This window comes from Paenibacillus vulneris (assembly GCF_039543185.1).
In the GTDB taxonomy this organism is placed as follows: domain Bacteria; phylum Bacillota; class Bacilli; order Paenibacillales; family NBRC-103111; genus Paenibacillus_S; species Paenibacillus_S vulneris.
In genome coordinates this window covers 445639-464437 of sequence record NZ_BAABJG010000015.1, presented here as the reverse complement: position 1 = coordinate 464437, position 18799 = coordinate 445639, and the positions used below count along the sequence as shown (strand labels likewise).

Annotated in this window: 15 protein-coding genes; 14 read left to right on the top strand and 1 reads right to left on the bottom strand. The window is 46.4% G+C overall.

What is annotated here, in order from left to right; all coding sequences use genetic code 11:
* The first annotated feature begins 100 nt into the window (after positions 1-100).
* The 9 genes from ABEA66_RS15665 to ABEA66_RS15625 all read left to right on the top strand — a co-directional run bounded on the left by ABEA66_RS15665 (position 101) and on the right by ABEA66_RS15625 (position 11247).
* Positions 101-1597, top strand: coding sequence for an ABC transporter substrate-binding protein (locus tag ABEA66_RS15665; RefSeq protein ID WP_079913168.1), 1497 nt, complete (start codon positions 101-103; stop codon positions 1595-1597).
* Positions 1598-1681: 84 nt separating this feature from the next.
* Positions 1682-3970 (top strand): glycoside hydrolase family 2 protein, encoded by a 2289-nt coding sequence (locus ABEA66_RS15660; protein ID WP_345588687.1) that lies wholly within the window; start codon positions 1682-1684, stop codon positions 3968-3970.
* 176 nt (positions 3971-4146) lie between these two features.
* Entirely contained in the window at positions 4147-5079 is a 933-nt protein-coding gene (locus tag ABEA66_RS15655; RefSeq protein WP_345588685.1) for an ABC transporter permease, read from the top strand.
* Positions 5080-5092: 13 nt separating this feature from the next.
* A complete protein-coding gene (locus ABEA66_RS15650) occupies positions 5093-5983 on the top strand; it encodes a carbohydrate ABC transporter permease (protein ID WP_079913171.1) in 891 nt (296 codons plus the stop codon).
* Between the two features lie 38 nt (positions 5984-6021).
* Positions 6022-8298 carry a beta-glucosidase gene (locus tag ABEA66_RS15645; RefSeq protein ID WP_345588683.1) on the top strand — a complete coding sequence of 759 codons (2277 nt, stop codon included), beginning with the start codon at positions 6022-6024 and terminating at the stop codon, positions 8296-8298.
* A 395-nt stretch (positions 8299-8693) separates the two neighbouring features.
* The gene (locus tag ABEA66_RS15640) at positions 8694-9491 is read left to right on the top strand and encodes a hypothetical protein (RefSeq protein WP_345588681.1); all 798 of its coding nucleotides are present in this window, start codon (positions 8694-8696) and stop codon (positions 9489-9491) included.
* 57 nt (positions 9492-9548) lie between these two features.
* Positions 9549-9965 (top strand): hypothetical protein, encoded by a 417-nt coding sequence (locus ABEA66_RS15635; protein WP_345588679.1) that lies wholly within the window; start codon positions 9549-9551, stop codon positions 9963-9965.
* A 50-nt stretch (positions 9966-10015) separates the two neighbouring features.
* Entirely contained in the window at positions 10016-10438 is a 423-nt protein-coding gene (locus ABEA66_RS15630; protein ID WP_079913174.1) for a tetratricopeptide repeat protein, read from the top strand.
* A 95-nt stretch (positions 10439-10533) separates the two neighbouring features.
* Positions 10534-11247, top strand: coding sequence for an aspartate/glutamate racemase family protein (locus ABEA66_RS15625; protein ID WP_345588676.1), 714 nt, complete (start codon positions 10534-10536; stop codon positions 11245-11247).
* Between the two features lie 180 nt (positions 11248-11427).
* Here the strand turns inward: ABEA66_RS15625 and ABEA66_RS15620 are convergent, their stop codons facing one another.
* Positions 11428-12333, bottom strand: a complete 906-nt coding sequence (locus ABEA66_RS15620; protein ID WP_345588674.1) for an ArsR/SmtB family transcription factor — start codon at positions 12331-12333, stop codon at positions 11428-11430.
* A gap of 321 nt (positions 12334-12654) precedes the next feature.
* On the opposite strand from ABEA66_RS15620, the gene ABEA66_RS15615 reads away from it, so the two are divergent.
* From ABEA66_RS15615 to map, 5 genes are all read left to right on the top strand, one after another.
* Entirely contained in the window at positions 12655-13965 is a 1311-nt protein-coding gene (locus ABEA66_RS15615; RefSeq protein WP_345588672.1) for an ABC transporter substrate-binding protein, read from the top strand.
* Positions 13966-14364: 399 nt separating this feature from the next.
* Complete coding sequence (locus ABEA66_RS15610) at positions 14365-16131, top strand: glycoside hydrolase family 2 protein (RefSeq protein ID WP_345588670.1); 1767 nt, start codon at positions 14365-14367, stop codon at positions 16129-16131.
* 33 nt (positions 16132-16164) lie between these two features.
* The gene (locus tag ABEA66_RS15605) at positions 16165-17118 is read left to right on the top strand and encodes a glycoside hydrolase family 43 protein (RefSeq protein WP_345588668.1); all 954 of its coding nucleotides are present in this window, start codon (positions 16165-16167) and stop codon (positions 17116-17118) included.
* 180 nt (positions 17119-17298) lie between these two features.
* Entirely contained in the window at positions 17299-17901 is a 603-nt protein-coding gene (locus ABEA66_RS15600) for a TetR/AcrR family transcriptional regulator (RefSeq protein ID WP_079913354.1), read from the top strand.
* Between the two features lies 1 nt (position 17902).
* Positions 17903-18652 carry a type I methionyl aminopeptidase gene (map, locus tag ABEA66_RS15595; protein WP_192704735.1) on the top strand — a complete coding sequence of 250 codons (750 nt, stop codon included), beginning with the start codon at positions 17903-17905 and terminating at the stop codon, positions 18650-18652.
* The last annotated feature ends 147 nt before the right edge of the window (positions 18653-18799 follow it).

Here is an 18799-nt window from a genome sequence, read left to right as displayed (position 1 = left end):
TAATTGCAGCGGAAGTACAATAGGCGTATATTCACCTTTTGAATCCGCTTGCTCGCAATCGGTTTCAAGGTGAACGACACTACGCAAATGGGGGAGTACCATGAGGAAGAGATTTACAGCAGCAAGCGGGCTCGTAATAGGGTCCATGCTTTTCTTATCCGCTTGCGGCGGAAATAATGGAGGCGGCGCTTCTGGAGGGAATGCCTCGAACAAGAAATTGCCGGAATTGAACATCGCTTATCCGATTTTTGGTTCGGTGCCGAAAGACTTGCCGGTGGTGCAGGACTCTATTAACAAAATTGCGCAGCAAAAGATCAACGCTACTGTGAAACTGACGCCGATCAGCTTCGGGAATTGGGAGCAGCAGGTCAACCTGATGCTAAGCAGCAATGAGAAGTTGGATCTGATGGTGGTTACGAGCAGTCTTTACAGCAGTTTGGTTGCCAAAGGTCAAATCATCGCGTTGGATAAGTTGCTTGAAGCTCAAGGACAAGGAATTAAACAATCCATGGACCCGGCTTACTTGAATGCTGTAAAAATCGGCGGATCGACGTACGCAGTGCCCACAATTCGAGATTTTGCCGCTAGCCAGGGCTTGACCATGCGGAAGGATCTTGTCGAGAAATATCAAATTGACGTCAGCAAAATTCATACGCTGGATGATGTAGAAGCGGCATTGAAGTTAATCAAGGAGAAAGAGCCGGATTTGACCCCGCTGGTTCCTGGTAATATCGGCAGAACGATGCTCGATTCTTATCGATGGTTCGATATGCTCGGTGATTCGATGGGAGTGCTTCCAAATTACGATAATAACCTAAAAGTCGTGAATTTATACGAAACACAGGAATATGCCCAGTTCGTGCAAAAGATGAGAAGCTGGTACACATCCGGGTTGATTTTGAAGGACGCTGCCACTAATAAGACTTCTCAGTTCGATCTATTAAAATCTAACCGCGGCTTCGCATACTTTTCCAATATGAAGCCGGGATTTGAGGAGCAGGAATCGAAGAGCAGCGGCGTACCAGTGGTGACAGCCAACCTGGTTAAACCGGTCTCAACAACGACAAACGTCACGAGTATTATGTGGGGCGTACCCGTTAATTCCAAGATGCCGGAAAAAGCGATGGAATTCCTTAATTTAATGTACACCGACAAAGATATCGTCAACCTGTTCGATTGGGGTGTAGCAGATAAGCATTACGTCGTTAAATCCGGCAATGTGATTGATTTTCCACAAGGTGTAGATGCTAAAACCTCTGGCTACAGCTTGAATATGGGCTACTTATTCGGCAACCAATTCTTGTCTTACGTGTTTAATGGAGAAGACCCTAATATTTGGAAAAAGATGGATGATTTCAATAAGTCGGCTATAAAATCCAAAGCGTTGGGCTTCACGTTCGACGCTACATCGGTTAAGACGGAGTATGCCGCCGTGTCCAACGTGATCACTCAATATAAACTTCCGCTTGAAACGGGAAGCGTCGATCCGGATAAGATATTGCCGGAATTCATATCCAAGCTGAAATCCGCCGGTATCGATAAAATTATCGCTGAAAAGCAAAAACAGCTTGACGAATGGGCGAAAGGTAATAAATAAGACGAAATTCGTTGCCCGTCAACTTTCTGGTTGAACGGGCATTTTTTCCGAGTATCGTCTAGATCCCAAGAAAAGAGGTCGTTCATGTTGAAAATAATTCCATTAAATCAGCTTTGGATGTTCACCAAAGAAAACAGTCCCTCTTATGCCAGCACCTTAATAAAAGAAGGGCAGTCAGTTACATTACCGCACACTTGGAATGATATGGACGGACAAGGGGGGACAGAGCCGTATTACAGGGGGGCCTGCTGGTATCAAAGAACACTCCATATCGCTCCAGAAGATATTGGCAAACGTTTCTATTTGGAAATCGGGGCAGCCGGCAATATGGGCCAGGTTTATATCAATGGTCATCTTGTAGGGGAAAGCCGATGCGGTTACGCAATGTTTCGTGCAGCATTGAATCCTTATTTGACGGAAGGAGATAATCTAATCTCTATAAGAGTGGACAATAGCTATGATAATGAGGTGTACCCGCTGATGGCGGACTTTACTTTCTTTGGCGGCCTCTACAGGGAAGTGAACCTGTTTGTCATGGACGACATCCACTTTGATGTGATGGATCACGGCCGAGACGGTGTATATCTAACGCAGACAAGCAGCGGCGACAATTCATTTCGGCTGGATGTACGCGGACGGGTCATTAATGAATCATGCGCACCAGCCAATGGAAGCGTCTTGATTCAACTCGCGGACCTGGAAGGAACCGTTGTGTGGGAAGCAAGCTCCGAGTTGTCCTTTGCAACCGAAACGGAGTTCTCCTTGCATGGAACCATCAGCAATCCTACGCTTTGGGACGGTGTGGATAATCCCTATCTGTATAAGGCTGTGATCACCGTCAGCGTCCAAGGAGAAGTAGCGGATGCTCGTCAAATTGAAATCGGCTTTCGAACTGTCGAGCTTACGGCCGACCGAGGCGTCATTTTGAACGGAAAACCGGTCAAGCTCAATGGAGTGTGCCGCCATCAGGATTTCGGAGGCGTGGGCAATGCCATTACGAAGGCTCACATGGAATTGGACATGGAGCTCATTCGAGAGGTCGGCGCTAACAGCATTCGGCTTGCCCATTACCAGCATGACGATTATTTTTACAGTCTCTGTGACCGCTATGGTTTGCTGGTGTGGGCCGAAATTCCGTATATTAGCATTCCTTCGACCAAGGATCCGGAAAGCCGGAACGCCTTCGAACAGTTGGAGCGTTTGATTAAACAAGCCTATAATCACACTTCTATTTATTGTTGGGGAGTTCAAAACGAAATAACGATCGCCGTTGAGACGGAGAATACGTATCGAACGATTCAAAAGCTGGTGGAGGAAGCCAAGCGGCTGGATCCAAGCCGTTTCACCGCACAGGCGAATATTAATGGAGTTGCGGACGATAGTATCATCAATAATTTCACCGACCTTGTCGGTTACAATTTATATTATGGCTGGTACTATGGCGAAATCAAGGATCTTGGGGAGAGGCTTGACGAGTTTCACAGAGTTCGCCCTGACGTTCCTGTGCTGGTTTCGGAATATGGGGTCGACACGAATCCCCGATACCATTCTTATACTCCACAGGTTCAGGATTATACAGAAGAATACCAGCTATTGTTCCATCATAACGCGCTGGAAACCTTTCAGGCGAGGCCATTCGTTCTTGGCGGATACGTCTGGAACATGTTTGATTTCGGTAGTGCGAACCGTAAGGAAGGCGGAGAAGTCGGCAAAAATTTGAAGGGACTTGTCACCATTGACCGGACCTTGAAGAAGGATGCTTTCTATCTTTGCAAGGCCTATTGGTCGAAGAATCCTTTTGTTCACCTGGCCGGACGCCGATTCTACCATCGGCATAAAGAGGGGAACGATATCATCATTTTATCGAATCTGAGTCATATCCGCTTGTATCACAACGATATATTGCTGAAGGAGACTCAGGACGGTAAGCCGGTATACGTCGTTAAAGACGTCTTGTTGAAGCCAGGGGATAACCGCATTAGAGTGGAAGGTGTGGATGACCAAGGTATGGTCTATACAGATGAGATCGTTTTGCGCCATGTATCGGAGATCGACACCAGCTATATTCATGTGAAAGAAGAGAAGAGCAAGCACGTCGTCAATTGGTTTGAACAATTCGACTTGTCCGAGGCAGGGCAGATTGAAGTGAAGGAAGGCTATTATTCCATCTATGATACGATCGAGGATCTGTATAGTAACGATGCTTCCAAAGCAGTGTTTCTCAAATACTTCGAACATGTGACGAGCAATCCGTTCTTTGAGGTAACTCAAGGGGTTATGTCCATCGACAAGATGTCCCAGCTCGTGTTTTACGGAATTCCTCCGGAATTGCTGCCGGTCATTAACCGGGAGCTCAACATCATATCGAAGTAAATCCCGGATGAACTGCTCTGCTAGGCCGCTTGGCCTGGCAGAGCTTTTTTCATCCATTGACGGATGGTCGGCAAAGTGCAAATTGGAAGTCGTGTGAGCGGTAGTGAGAAGGACTGCCGATTGATTACTATAAGAGTACAACAAGAATTTCGTTAATACGGAAAGGGGAACCAGAAATGACAAATCGTTCACAGAGCGTGGCTATGAAGAAACTATGGAAATACAGCCCGCTCTACATCATGATGCTGCCGGGGATCGCGTATTTGCTAATTAATAACTATCTGCCGATGTTTGGCCTCATCATTGCATTCAAGGATATTAACTTTGCCAAAGGCATCTGGGCAAGTGACTGGGTAGGCTTTCAAAACTTTAAGTTCCTGTTTCAAACGTCGGATGCCTATATTATTACCAGGAACACGATACTGTACAATGCGGCTTTTATCGTTATTGGTCTCGTCGTTGCTGTCGCTTTTGCAATTCTTCTCAATGAAATCAAAAGCAAGTTTGCCTCCCGGTTTTATCAAAGCGTAATTATTCTTCCTTTTTTGATTTCGATGGTTATCGTCAGCTATTTGGTCTTCTCGATGCTCAGCATAGAGAGCGGGTTCATGAATAAAACCGTTTTACCGGCTTTGGGCATAGATCCGATTTCGTGGTATAACGAACCAAAATACTGGCCTGCGATACTAACGCTTGTGCATACTTGGAAGGGAGTCGGATACTCATGCATCATTTACTTGGCGGCCATCATTGGAATTGATCCGGAGTATTATGAAGCAGCCAAATTGGACGGAGCATCCAAGTGGCAGCAAATCCGCACAATCACGATTCCGCTGATCACACCCGTGATTATCATGCTGACCCTCCTTCAGATCGGGCGGATTTTCTATTCCGACTTCGGCTTGTTCTACCAGGTTCCAATGAATGCAGGAGCGTTGTTCAGTACAACGAACGTCATTGATACGTATGTATTCCGCGGGTTGCTTCAATTGGGCAATATCGGGATGTCGTCCGCCGCAGGTTTTTATCAATCGCTTGTCGGATTCATCCTCGTCCTTGTATCTAACTACGTAGTACGGAAAATTAATAAGGAAAACGCATTGTTTTAGAGGAGGAACCATCGTGAACACAGAAAATCGTGCTTGGCAGTGGATTGCCCATACCATCCTGTTTTTATTTTCGCTATCGTGCTTGCTTCCGTTTCTATTGCTGATTATGTCCTCCATAAGTGATGAGAAATCCATCCTGCAGAATGGCTACTCTTTCTTTCCTAAGCAGTTCAGCCTGTCAGCATATGAATATTTATGGGAGCAATCCTCCCTAATCTTTAACGCTTATGGGATAACAATACTGATTACCGTGGTAGGAACAACGGCCAGCTTGATCATCACGTCCATGCTTGCTTACCCGCTCTCCCGGCGCGATTTGCCCGGAGGCATGTTCTTCGCCTTCCTGCTGTTCTTTACCTTATTGTTTAACGGCGGTCTTGTTCCTACGTACCTCGTCTATACACAGCTGTTGGATATAAAAAATACGATTTGGGCGCTTATTGTTCCCGGATTACTATTGAATGGCTTCAACACGCTGTTAATGCGGACGTTTTTCATGACAACCGTACCGGTGCCCGTTCTGGAATCGGCCAGTATTGACGGTGCAAGCGAATTTAAAATGTACTATAAAATCGTTTTGCCCTTGTCATTGCCCATCCTTGCCACAGTAGGCTTATTTCAGGGCCTTGCCTATTGGAATGACTGGAATAACGGGCTCATATATGTGACCGATCCCCAATTGTTCAGCCTGCAAAATGTTTTGAATCGCATCATGAGCGATATCCAATTTCTTGCAAGCAACGGCGATCTGAGCGCGAGTGCCGGCGAGAAGGTTGCTCAGCTGCCTAGCGAAACGTTCCGCATGGCCATTGCGGTAATTGCCGTCATTCCGATTCTGATCGCTTACCCGTTCTTCCAGAAATATTTCGTGAGAGGAATGACGATCGGAGCTGTGAAAGGATAAATAACAGGTTCCATATCCACAGGGAGGAGAATATATCAATGAATCGCGACTTGAAAAAACTGATTTCCACTATGACTCTGGAGGAAAAGGCTGGACTTTGCTCCGGGTTTGATTTCTGGAATACCAAAGCCATCGAGAGACTTGACATACCATCCATCATGATGACAGACGGGCCTCATGGCCTTCGGAAACAACGAGCCTCTGCAGACCATCTGGGCTTATTCGATAGCGTTCCTGCGACTTGCTTCCCTTCAGCGGCAGGTCTGGCTACATCATGGGATCGGGAACTGCTTCGCAAGGTTGGCGTTGCTCTAGGGGAAGAATGTCAGGCAGAGCAGGTAGGCATTCTTCTCGGACCAGGGGCAAATATAAAGAGATCGCCGCTTTGCGGACGAAATTTCGAGTACTTCTCGGAGGACCCTTATTTGTCAACGGAATTGGCGGCCGAGCACATTCTAGGCGTTCAGAGTCAAGGCGTAGGTGCTTCACTCAAGCATTTTGCGGCAAACAATCAAGAGCATCGCCGAATGACAACGAATGCGGTTGTGGACGAGAGAACGCTGAGAGAGATTTATTTGGCCAGTTTTGAGGGAGCAGTCAAGAAAGGGCAGCCATGGACGGTTATGTGTGCCTATAACCAGCTTAACGGGGAGTATTGTGCGGAGAATCAACGCCTGCTTACAGATATACTGAAGGACGAATGGGGACACGAAGGCTTTGTTGTATCCGATTGGGGCGCAGTTAACGAAAGAGCCGATGGAATAGCGGCAGGACTCGAACTAGAAATGCCTGCCTCAGGAGGTGTCGGCGACCAAAAAATTATTGATGCGGTTAGGGAAGGCCGGCTTTCTGAGCAGAAGCTGGATGCCGCTGTGGAAAGAATACTGCGGGTCATATACAAAGCGGTCGATTATAGAAAACCTGCCGCCACCTACGATATGGAAGCTCATCACCAGCTGGCCCGAGAGGTAGCCCGAGAAAGTATGGTTCTATTAAAGAACGAAGATAGAATCCTTCCGTTAAAGAAGGGGGGACGTATTGCGGTCGTTGGCGCCTTGGCCAAACAACCACGCTATCAAGGTGGAGGGAGCTCCCACATCAAGCCTACCAAAATGGACGATCTTATGGTGGAACTGGCCAAGGCAGGGGGTTCAGCAGAGATATCCTATGCGGAAGGGTATACGCTAAACACGGATGATATGGATAATGTACTCTTAAATGAGGCAATTCAAGCTGCCAAGGATGCGGATGTAACTATCATTTTTGCCGGTTTGCCCGATCGCTACGAGTCGGAAGGATTTGACCGTACCCACCTGGGTCTGCCGAATAATCAAATGAAGCTCATCGAAGGGATTACCGCCATACAGAAACAGGTCGTCGTCGTGTTAAGCAATGGCGCCCCGATTGAAATGCCATGGATCGATGATGTCAAAGCCGTCTTGGAGGCATATTTGGGTGGTCAAGCTATGGGCGGTGCAATAGCGGATCTATTATTCGGCGACGCGAACCCTTGCGGCAAATTGGCAGAGACGTTCCCGGCCCAACTCAGTGACAACCCATCTTACCTCTTCTTCCCTGGGGACGGGGATACGGTGGAGTACAAAGAGGGCATCTACGTCGGGTATCGTTATTATGACAAGAAAAAAATGCGTCCTCTATTTCCTTTTGGTCATGGCTTAAGCTATACAAATTTTGAGTATTCCGACATGACAATAAGTAAATCGCAAATCGAGGATACGGAGACGCTGGTAGTAACAGTTAATGTCAAAAATATCGGGAAGCTGGCGGGAAAAGAGATCGTACAGCTGTATGTTCGGGACGTGAAAAGCAGCGTGTCGCGCCCCGATAAGGAGCTGAAGGGTTTTGCCAAGGTAAGCTTGGAGCCCGGCGAGCAAAGCACGGTTTCATTTACGCTGGATAAACGTTCGTTCGCCTATTATCATGTAGGTTTGCAGGACTGGCATGTGGAGACGGGAGACTTTGAGCTCTTGGTGGGCAAGTCTTCAGCAGAGATGGTTCTGACAGGGACAGTTCATGTAAAGTCCACTACATCAATCAAACCGCGATATACAAGAAACTCAACGGTCGGGGATATCATGGAAAACCCCCTAGCGGCACCGATCATTAAGGAGCTCGTGAATCAGACTCCATTTGGCGGATCCGCCAATACGGGGGAGAGCGATGAGTCTTCATCGGATATGATGGCGGCGTTTCTGAACTATTTGCCACTGCGCGGACTAGTGTCATTCAGCGCCGGCAAGCTGACGGAGGAGAGTCTTGATCAAGTTCTGGTCAAGCTTAACGGCGGGCTGTAGATTCTAGAAGTAGGCGAACTAAAATAGAGCACTTGTGCTGCCGAAACATCACGTATCTTGTTCAGCAGTACATTAGGAGACCATTAAGGTATACGGACGTGTGCCTAGATGGTCTCCTTTTTACGCAAATCTGACCATTAGTTTTCACAGTAACTTGAAGATTTATCCAATCTATTGTATAAAGATATGATAAGTATTCAGTCCGCAGAAAGACACAGGGTCTATAAAGTGAAGGTATACGAGAGTTGCTAGACCCGCTCTTTGATCCATTGAAAAAGCAAGTTTTTTTCTCCGATAGGAACGAATCCGGAGTACCGGTCTTCACTGTATCAGATGACACAATTGCAAGGGAATGGGATTGGATTACACGCAGTTAATGATAGAGGTGAAAATCTATGTGTACAGGGATGGCAATGTACGACACAAGTAAAATCACTCCACTTGATGCTTGCATTGCAGGCGAGTCTTTCTTTGAAGCAATCGGTGCAAGGATTACAACTGCCGGATATTATACTTACAAGAATGGCGAAGATGGACTCGATGTTGATTTGATAGAAGCCTCACTCTCCGAACTCAAGAGTAAAATAATCTCAAAAGAAGTTACAGCATTTAGATTATATTGTGAGCAAAGCAGCTACTCTCCATGGTTTGCATCCTTTGGGTACATGACCGATGAGTTTGGCAGCTTTCATCATATCGATGGTCAGTGTGCCGTGCCTTTGGAAGAGATTTATGAAAATATGATCGGATTTGTGAAGGATGTATCGAAAAAATTTAGCTACCCGTATGGAATCGTGTATGCTGCTAAAAGAGTGGCAGATGGATTTTATTATGCTCAGGGCGAGAATCTGATCAAATTATTTCCATACGAGGATTCGAGGATTTTTAAAGAAGAAACTCCCGGAAGATTTAAAGGGAAAGTTCGTTATAGAGGAGATATGCTAAGAATGGTATATCCTTGCAATATGATAAACGAAAGCCATCTGCATATAAAAATTCAAGGAACGACACTCGGAGAGTGGATTGTCAAAGAACGCGGCCGCGGTACTCTAAAAAAAATCAGCAATGAAATGTGGCTTTGGGAGGTTGGAAGAGATACTATGGAAGGAGTAACCAAATGCTGCGGAGACGCCGGAATCCTGCTAGCCTGGAAGCCGCCTCATCCAACAAAGCCATCCAGAACTTTGCCATAGAGTCTTTGCCAAATGAATCGGCGGGTTGAGAATATCCAGTACAATGGGAGAGATATTATGTCCGTAATACATGCCTACCTTGCGAAGTCATCCAATCCATACTCCCAGGAGCGTCTTGCTTCTGAGTTAAGCGCCTACTTTGATTTTGATACAAAGAATGGACTGGAAATGGGAGCGTCGGCAAATCCGTTTACGAAAGAGAAGTACTTGATTCTCCGTTGGCCGGGTTGGAATTTTACAGCGCATTTTGAAACTGGCCGTAATGTAGCTGAAGATGTAAATTACATTACAAGCACCGTCAAGGATTGTCCGCCTGAAATCAAAGACTGTACCGAACGTATTCGCTTCGTATTCTCGCCTGATGAAGGAAGGGATTTCACGAATCATATCATTTGGGCGATAGACTATTTGTTGGAGATACCAGGCGCAATCCTTTTTGATGTAAGTCAAAAAACAATAATTCGCTGCTGGTAAAAAAATAAAACATGCGGCGGATTCAAATCGAATAGATAGGAGAGATGACGGTGCAACTTTCAGATTCCACCCATGCCGAAATTACCGCACTGTGTAAACAAGGCGATGATCTGGTTAGTGCAGGCAATCTCGAGGCGGGAAAGAATAAGTACGTCGCGGCCCTCCGATTATTGCCGGAAAGTCATCGAGAATGGGAGGCCGCAACGTGGATCTATGTGGCTATTGGGGATGTCCATTTTCAAATGAAGAACTACGATAAGGCATTCAAGTGTTTTTTTAATGCTGTACAGTGCCCGAAGGGGTTAGGGAATCCCTACATTCATCTTCGGCTAGGGCAATTGTATTACGAACAGGAAAACCTTGAAAAGGCGGCAGACGAGCTGACCCGGGCTTATATGGGTGCCGGGATTGGTATCTTTATGGAAGATGATCCAAAGTACCTTGAATTTTTGGAGACAAGAATAGAGGTTTGAAGTACCAGGATAGCCATACAGGTTTATTATTTGAAGGCCATTCTGTGGCAGATTCCGCGATATATGGAACCATAATATAATGAGGTGCTTAACCATTGAAAACTATAGGTCTTATTGGTGGAATGAGCTGGGAGTCATCTCTACTCTATTACCAAATCATTAATCAATGTGTAAAAGAAAGACTTGGCGGGCATCATTCCGCTAAAAGTCTCATGTACTCGGTAAATTTTCAAGAAATCAAGACTTTACAGCATCAAGGGAACTGGGATGAGGCTACAAAAATTATGATTGATTCAGCACAAAAACTTGAAACGGCCGGAGCGGATTTAATCGTTATCTGTACAAATACAATGCATAAGATGGCACAAGAGGTAGAAAGTTCGGTGTCCATCCCGTTAATTCATATCGCAGATTCCACAGCGATCGAAATCGTTAAAGATGGAATTAAGAAGGTCGCGTTATTAGGGACTGCATTTACGATGGAACAAGATTTTTACAAGGGCAGACTCACTGAAAAGTTCGGACTTGAGGTTATTGTGCCGAATGAAGAAGATCGATTGGTTATACATGACATCATTTATCATGAGCTTTGTCTTGGTCTAATTAATGAAGAGTCCAAGCAAGCCTACTTAAAGATCATAAATAAGCTTAAACAGCAAGGAGCAGAAGCCGTTATTCTGGGATGTACAGAAATAACGCTGCTCATCTCACAAGATGATTGCAGTATACCCGTCTATGATACAACAAGACTTCATGCTGAAAGTGCCGTTGACTTCGCTTTAAAAGGGGCTAACCAGGACAGGATCTAGACTTGAATACCTATCTGCATTGAGCTGATTAACACCTGGGACCCTGCTGGATTAGTAGTCGCAGGTGCTTCCTTTGGATTAACCTAGCTTCGAAGATTGCGAAAGAAGAAACGAAAACAACCTAAAACCAATTAAATGGGTTTAGGTTGTTTAACGATCGTTTTTTTTATAATTAGAGCTTTAAACTGTAATAGTTACTCGAATATCCTGCGGATAGTTGCCGAAGTTCTTGCCAAAAAGGCTGACACCTCCGCAATTCGCAGCGGATTCGGGACAAGAGATTCGAAAGAGCAGCTCCTGACCTGCTGTTACGTTCAATTGATGAATTCGAACATCAGAAAACCTTACCCCATCGATAAATGTACCCTCATCGGTAATGGAGAGGACCTTAAGAAGTCCGTACTGCGTATCCACCCACCACTCGGGTGTGTATTGTCCGCGCTTGCTGCCAAAATCCCCCGGGCAGGTCCAAGTAGCCACTTCCATGTTATTGACGGAAAAGGTAATATCCGAGGGCCAATTGTCGTTATAATAAGGTGCTTCGGAGCAAATCTCCAATGAAATGCTAAGGCTTGACGCGGTTTCTTTTCCTACCAAATAGTTCGGAATCCGATATTCGACAAAACCGCTTGCAAACCACAGGTGCTCTGCCATCGTGCGCTCGGGGTCGTCGAAATAACGGGGATCGTCCATCATGCCGATGCGCTTGTCGGAGGATGCCAAACCACAGGTTGGGTGAACCTCATAACGGATGTATTGTCCGACCGGCAGGTCGACCGTAAATCCAGTTTGGTTCTGTGGCTTTTCTATTTCGGCAGTTCGGAGTACTAGCGTCATTTTATCCACATTCAATGAACAGCGCTTCTGCGTCCCTCGTTTTCCTACCGTATTCTCCGTAGAAACAATCCTGGCTTCCTCTAGCTTCTGAATATGCTTTGTAATTATGGCTGAGGACAAGCCTAATGCCTCTGCGAGTTCACCAATGTTATAAGGTTTCTCATTCAACAATTCAATGATCCGAACTCGCGTCTCAGAAGAAAAACACTCCAATACATTCATATTTCTAGTGGTTACGTCTATTTTCATACAGCACGCTCCTAATGCTCCAATTATATAACCAAATTGTTAATTAATCAACTTTAGATTGACAACAAGTCAGGGGTGGGGATATTATATTAACAATAATAGAATAAAGATAATTAATTTATTAATTAAACGAAAAAAGGGGGGGATGGTCCAATTTATTAAACGAAAGGGGGTTCTTTCGCAAAACGAGCAAAATTAGTAGAAATTATGTAAGCGTTTACCAGGGCTAGCTCGATGAAAAGAGGATTTTTCAAAGGCAGCGTGTGAAGTAAACTATAGAGTTTGTGCTGGATAGTTACAATGAACATGGAGGGATCTAATTTGAAACGAAAGTTAGTTCTTACTGCCACAGTTTTAACATTGCTCCTGAATGCCGGCTGCCAAAGTCAAAAGAGCCCTGGCGATAAGGGCTTGGATGTGCCGGAGTCGGAGATCAGTACGGAACCCGTGACTTTAAAGTTAATGGTTGCCCACGGCTTTTTCGCGCAAGAAGATTTTGAGGCTTATTTTGCCCAACCGGTAAAAAAGAAATATCCGCATATTACATTGGAAATGGTTAGTGGCAAGCTGCAGGAGATGATAACATCGGGTGACGTGCCTGATATTTTAATAGCCGGGTTGCCTGGGATTCCTGCTTTACAGGAATTGCAAATCATAGAGGATCTCAATCCGTATATCAAAAAATTTGGATTGGACTTGTCCAAATACGAACCGGTCCCGATTGAATCCATCAAGAAGTTTGGAACAAAAGGCGAAATGGTTGCGCTTCCATTCCGAATGAACATCCCTGCCCTCTTCTATAACAAAGACATATTCGATCGATTCGGAATCGCTTATCCCAAGGAAGGCATGACATGGGAGGAGACCATCGATTTGGCGCGCAAGCTGACACGCGATGATGGAGGTGTCCAGTATTTGGGTCTGTACGCAGGCGGAGTGGACCGCTTTGCAATGGGGCTTACTTTGCCTTATGTGAATAAGCAGACGAACGAAGCCGTATTGACAACGGATAGCTGGGCCAGGGTTCTGAATATGCATAAATCGATGTATGACATTCCGGGATATGTAAAGGACGGTAAACTTTCAAGCAACTCGCACACCGTATTTGTGAAAGACCAAAAAGTTGCTATGGCCGGCTATTGGGGCACAGATGTCATCGGAGAAATCGATAAACTGGTAAAGAGCGGTCAGGAGCTTCATTGGGACATGGTAACACTCCCTACGTTTGAGAAGGACAAGGGCTATGCATGGCAGGCGGAAACGCATAATATGATTGTGACCACGACAAGCAAACATAAGGAACAAGCCTTCCAAGTGTTGTCCTATGTCGCTGGTGAAGAGGTGCAGAAGCTAATCAATAAGAGCGGAAGAATACCGGTTCTGAAGAAAACGGAGGAATTGAAGAAAGACTTTGGCGTGGATTTGGAGTTCCTGAAGGGGAAAAATACGAATGCGTTCTTCACCCTCCAGCAAGGAATACATGAACATACAAAATATGATACAAAAGGCAGAAGCTTAATTGTTGAAGCCGGCAACGATATGATATTGAAAGGTATCGATGTCAATACTGCCCTGCGGAATGCACAGGAAAAACTGAACCAGTATATCAGGGAACAATCCGCTGCCCGATAATCATTCGTTCTGAATGATAACGGAACATGGAACATACGAAGCTCCATAATATTCACATGTAGGACCTGAGGAGGGCTCCGGCATATGAAGTAGTACAATGGCGGGGAATGAGGAGGCGGCGAAAGCATTATCGGCATTCCAAAACATGAGATTCAAAGAATGTTCCCCTCAAATATTTACATCATGGGGGGAACTTTGTTTTGTCGACCTTACAAGAATTATTCCTATTCCCTATGGAATAGCGGATCACGGTGAATAGTACGAACTACCACCCACTAAATAACGATAAAGTTAACATATGAACTATACGGTTGACAAAAAGAAAAGCGGCGCCTATTATATTAACATAATAGTAATTATATTAATTATTATATTAATGATTCAAAAAGGAGTGCAGACATGAATCAAGAGATCCAAAGACTGGAGTACCCTCGTCCGCAGCTTGTAAGGGAGAAATGGCTTAACCTGAATGGAACCTGGGATTTTGAATTCGATGATCAACGTATAGGAGATGAACAGCAATGGGGTTCGGTCACGAGAGAATTTACGAAAGAAATTCAGGTTCCCTTTGCTTACCAGAGCCATTTAAGTGGAATTGGAGAGACGGGTTTTCACGATCTGGTGTGGTATAAGCGCAGCTTCAACATTCCCGAGGATTGGACCGGCAGCAGGATCATTCTTCACTTCGGTGCAGTAGATTATGCGGCAACGGTGTGGGTGAATGGCAAAATGGTTGCCTTTCATGAAGGGGGACATACGCCATTCCATGCAGACATAACAGCCGCACTGAAACAAGATGAGAATATCATTGTCGTTCGTGTTGAGGATTTCAGCCGTGATGTCACCCTTCCGCGCGGAAAGCAATATTGGAAGGATCATTCAGCTTCTATCTTCTATACACGGACGACCGGCATATGGCAGACCGTTTGGCTAGAGCCAGTCAACCCGCTGCACATTAAGAAGATTAAATTCAAGCCGGATATTGATAAGAACGAAATTCAAATCCGGACTTTCTTGAATCAGGCTCCAGTGGTCGATAAGGTAGAAGCTCGCATCGATATTCGATATAAAGATGAATATTTCACCAGCACAACGTTAAGTTTTCATCATTCGGAAGAAACAAGGACCGTAGGGCTGCACGATTTTAACGATCATGGATTGGGGCGTTGGTGGTCGCCGCATAATCCCAACCTGTACGACGTAACTATAACCTTGTTGGTGAACGGCGAGGAAGTCGACTCCATTCAAAGCTATTTCGGCATGCGTAAAATCTCCGTTGAGGCAGGCAAGGTCATGCTGAATAATCGGGTCTATTTCATGCGTCTTGTCCTTGATCAGGGTTATTTTCCGGAGGGAAACCTAACAGCTCCGAACGACGAAGCATTGAAACGGGATATTGAATTGGCAAAGGAAATGGGATTTAACGGAGCGCGTAAGCATCAGAAGATTGAAGACCCCCGCTATCTGTATTGGGCGGATAAATTAGGTTTTCTCGTATGGGGCGAGACGGCTAACGCTTATCAATACTCGGAGGAGTATGTTCGAAAGATCACCTTCGAATGGCAGGAGGCCATTGAACGAGATTACAATCATCCTTCCCTTGTCGTCTGGGTACCCCTTAATGAAAGCTGGGGTGTCCCGAACATCCTGATCGATAAGCGGCAGCAGCAGCATGCACTGGCGATGTACCACTTAACCAAGTCTCTTGATGATACTAGACTGGTCGTTTCTAATGACGGCTGGGAACACATGAGAACGGATCTCTTGACCATCCACGACTACGAGTGGAGACGAGAAGAGCTGGAGGAGAAATATGCTACACTGGAAAACACGTTGGGAATGAAGCGCACACGTCGTGAGCTGCTGGTTGGCGGCACAGTCTATGAGAACCAGCCGATTCTAGTAACGGAATTTGGTGGTATTGCCTTTAAGAAAAACGATCAGGAGGGTTGGGGGTATTCCGGAGCCGAGAATGAAGAGGATTTCTTAAAGAGGCTTACTGATGTAGTCGAGCCGTTATTACAATCCCCGCAGGTCCAAGGTTTTTGCTACACCCAGCTAACTGATGTAGAACAAGAGATTAACGGGCTGCTGAGCTATGACCGTACTCCCAAATCTTCACTACAAAATATTCGGAAAATAATAGGCGGGCGGGTTAAGTATTAATCGCCGAAATCAAGGCGGGAAGGAGACTTCAGCATGTCTAGAACCTTCCATCCGTTGCTGCTGCAGGGGGCGGATCCTTGGCTTTATCAGCACGAGGGACGTTATTATTTTATGGTGACCCGGGGGAATAGGCTAGATCTGTGGGAATCGAATACGATATCCGGCATATCGGAAGCAGCCCCGGTCACGATCTGGACGCCGCCTAAGCAGGGAGCTAATTGCCAACACATATGGGCTCCGGAAATCCATTATATTCGTGGAAAATGGTACATCTATTACACGGCTAATGACGGCAAAGTAGGGAAGGCGGGCGATGCGTCCCGCCGGATCTTCGTTCTCGAGAACTCTTCCCCCGACCCGATGAAGGGTACGTGGACCGATAAAGGCCAGCTTGACACGGCTTATCCCGGGCTGGACGGAACCGTTCTGGAGCATAGGGGAGAATTGTATTTTATCTACTCCGGCTATGGCTGTTATCCGGATTACGGGTCGGCGATTTATATCGTGAAGTTGAGCAATCCTTGGACGCTGGTAGAAGATAACGTGCTGCTTTCTGCCCCGACAGAGCCATGGGAGAAACAGGGCGGCATGGCCATCAATGAAGGGCCGGTCATACTGCGTAAGGGCGATAAGCTTTACCTTCTATTTTCGGCAAGCGCCTGCTGGTCGGACGATTATTGTCTCGGGATGCTTACAGCATCAGCATCAGCTGATTTGATGAGGCCGGAAAGCTGGATCAAATCACCGGGCCCTATATTTGCCAAAAGTGTGGAAAACGGTGTGTTCGGCCCAGGTCACAACAGCTTCACGAAATCGCCGGACGGCACGGAGGATTGGATAATATACCATGCGATCGATATTTCGGGCGGCGGAGCACAGCGCAGAAGCACGCGAGCACAAAGGTTTACCTGGGATGGGAACGGAATCCCTGATTTTGGGGTGCCGGTTTCGACAGATACGGAGCTTATCGTGCCGTCCGGTGAATAGGTTTGATTGACCGACCGAAAAACATGGCTTTCCAGCGACTTATGGTAATAGTCAAGCCCCATGACATCTCTTTTGAAGCGGGAGACATGAGCCAATCGTTGTCGATTTGACTGAAAAGGAAAATTAATGTATTCTTATTTTGACATTACAGTAGGTCAAAAAAAGGAGGACTTTCCGATCATGTCTCCCCGAACGAAGGAACAGAACGAAGAGATTCGTGCGCTTCGGATCCAGCAAATGCTGCAGGCCGCCGCGCAGGTATATATTGATAAAGGAATCACTATGGAGATGCGCGATGTCGCGGCCCAGGCCTCGCTCGGTTACGGAACAGTTTATCATTATTACAAAAATAAATACGAATTGTTTGATGAATTGCTGTGGTGCGCTTTCGAAAAAGCGAAATCGGTCACGGAAACTGCCTTGAGCGGCGAAGGACCATGGCCTGAACGGCTGCGGAAATATATCGTGCTCATGCTTCGCCAGTGGTCGGAGAATCTATCGGTGTTCATCCTGTACAAAATGTCGGTGGAAAATTTTCACCAGCTGCCCGGCGGCCGCTATAGGGATCTGTCCGAGCGGTTCCACGAAGAGCTGTACTTGCCGCTGACGGAGGTATTCCGGGAATACGCCGGCGGGCGAAGCCCGGAAAAAGCGGCCAACATGCTGATTGGCTCGCTTGTCGGCTATGCCGGATTGCATATTCATCATCAGCATGAAGAGATGGATATCGACGAGGCAGCGGAAACTTTACTAACCGGAATTTTGCCAGGAGGGAACCGATAATATGATCACTTTGAAATCGGCAGCGGAAATAGAAGAGATGAAAATAGCCGGGCGGTTCGTGGCGGCATGCCACAAAAGAGTGGCCGAAATGATTCGCCCGGGCATTACGACACAGGAGATTAACGACGAAGTTGAGAGGCTCATCGCAAAAGCCGGGGGTAGAGCGCCCACTTTGGGCTACAATGGCTACCGGTATGCAACATGCGCTTCCGTGAACGATGTGATCGCACACGGGTTCCCGGACAGCAAGCCGCTTCAGCAGGGGGACATCGTCACCATCGATATCGTTGCCGAGTTGAACGGCTGGGTCGGTGATTCCGCATGGAGTTACGCGGTTGGCCCCGTCTCGGAGGAAGCCGAGAAGCTGATGCGGGTCGCGAAAGAGTGCATGTACATCGGTATCGAACGAGCAACCGTCGACAGCCGGATCGGTGATGTTGTCCATGCGATTCAACAACATGCGGAGCAAAATGGTTTTGGCGTTGTGCGCGATTTGCTTGCCCATGGAGTGGGTAGAAACATGCATGAGGAGCCTAATTTTCCGCACGTCGGCTTGCCGGGCAAAGGCTTCCGCCTTAAGGAAGGAATGGTTTTTACCATTGAGCCGATGTTGAACGCGGGAACGTATCGCATGACGATCGACGACGATGGTTGGACCGCGCGAACCGCTGACGGAAGGCTATCTGCTCAGTACGAGCATACAATTGCCATTACGAAAGAGGGACCTGTCATTTTAACTGCGCAGGAATAAGTCTTTTAAAAAAATGTTTTGACAAATTAAAAAATGCATGTTACTTTATTACCTAGTAATTCCATAGGAAATATAGTACTTGACTACCGGACAACCGGAAACTTGCTGCGGCTTGTTTCCGGTTTTTTCTATTATCCGGAGAAAAAA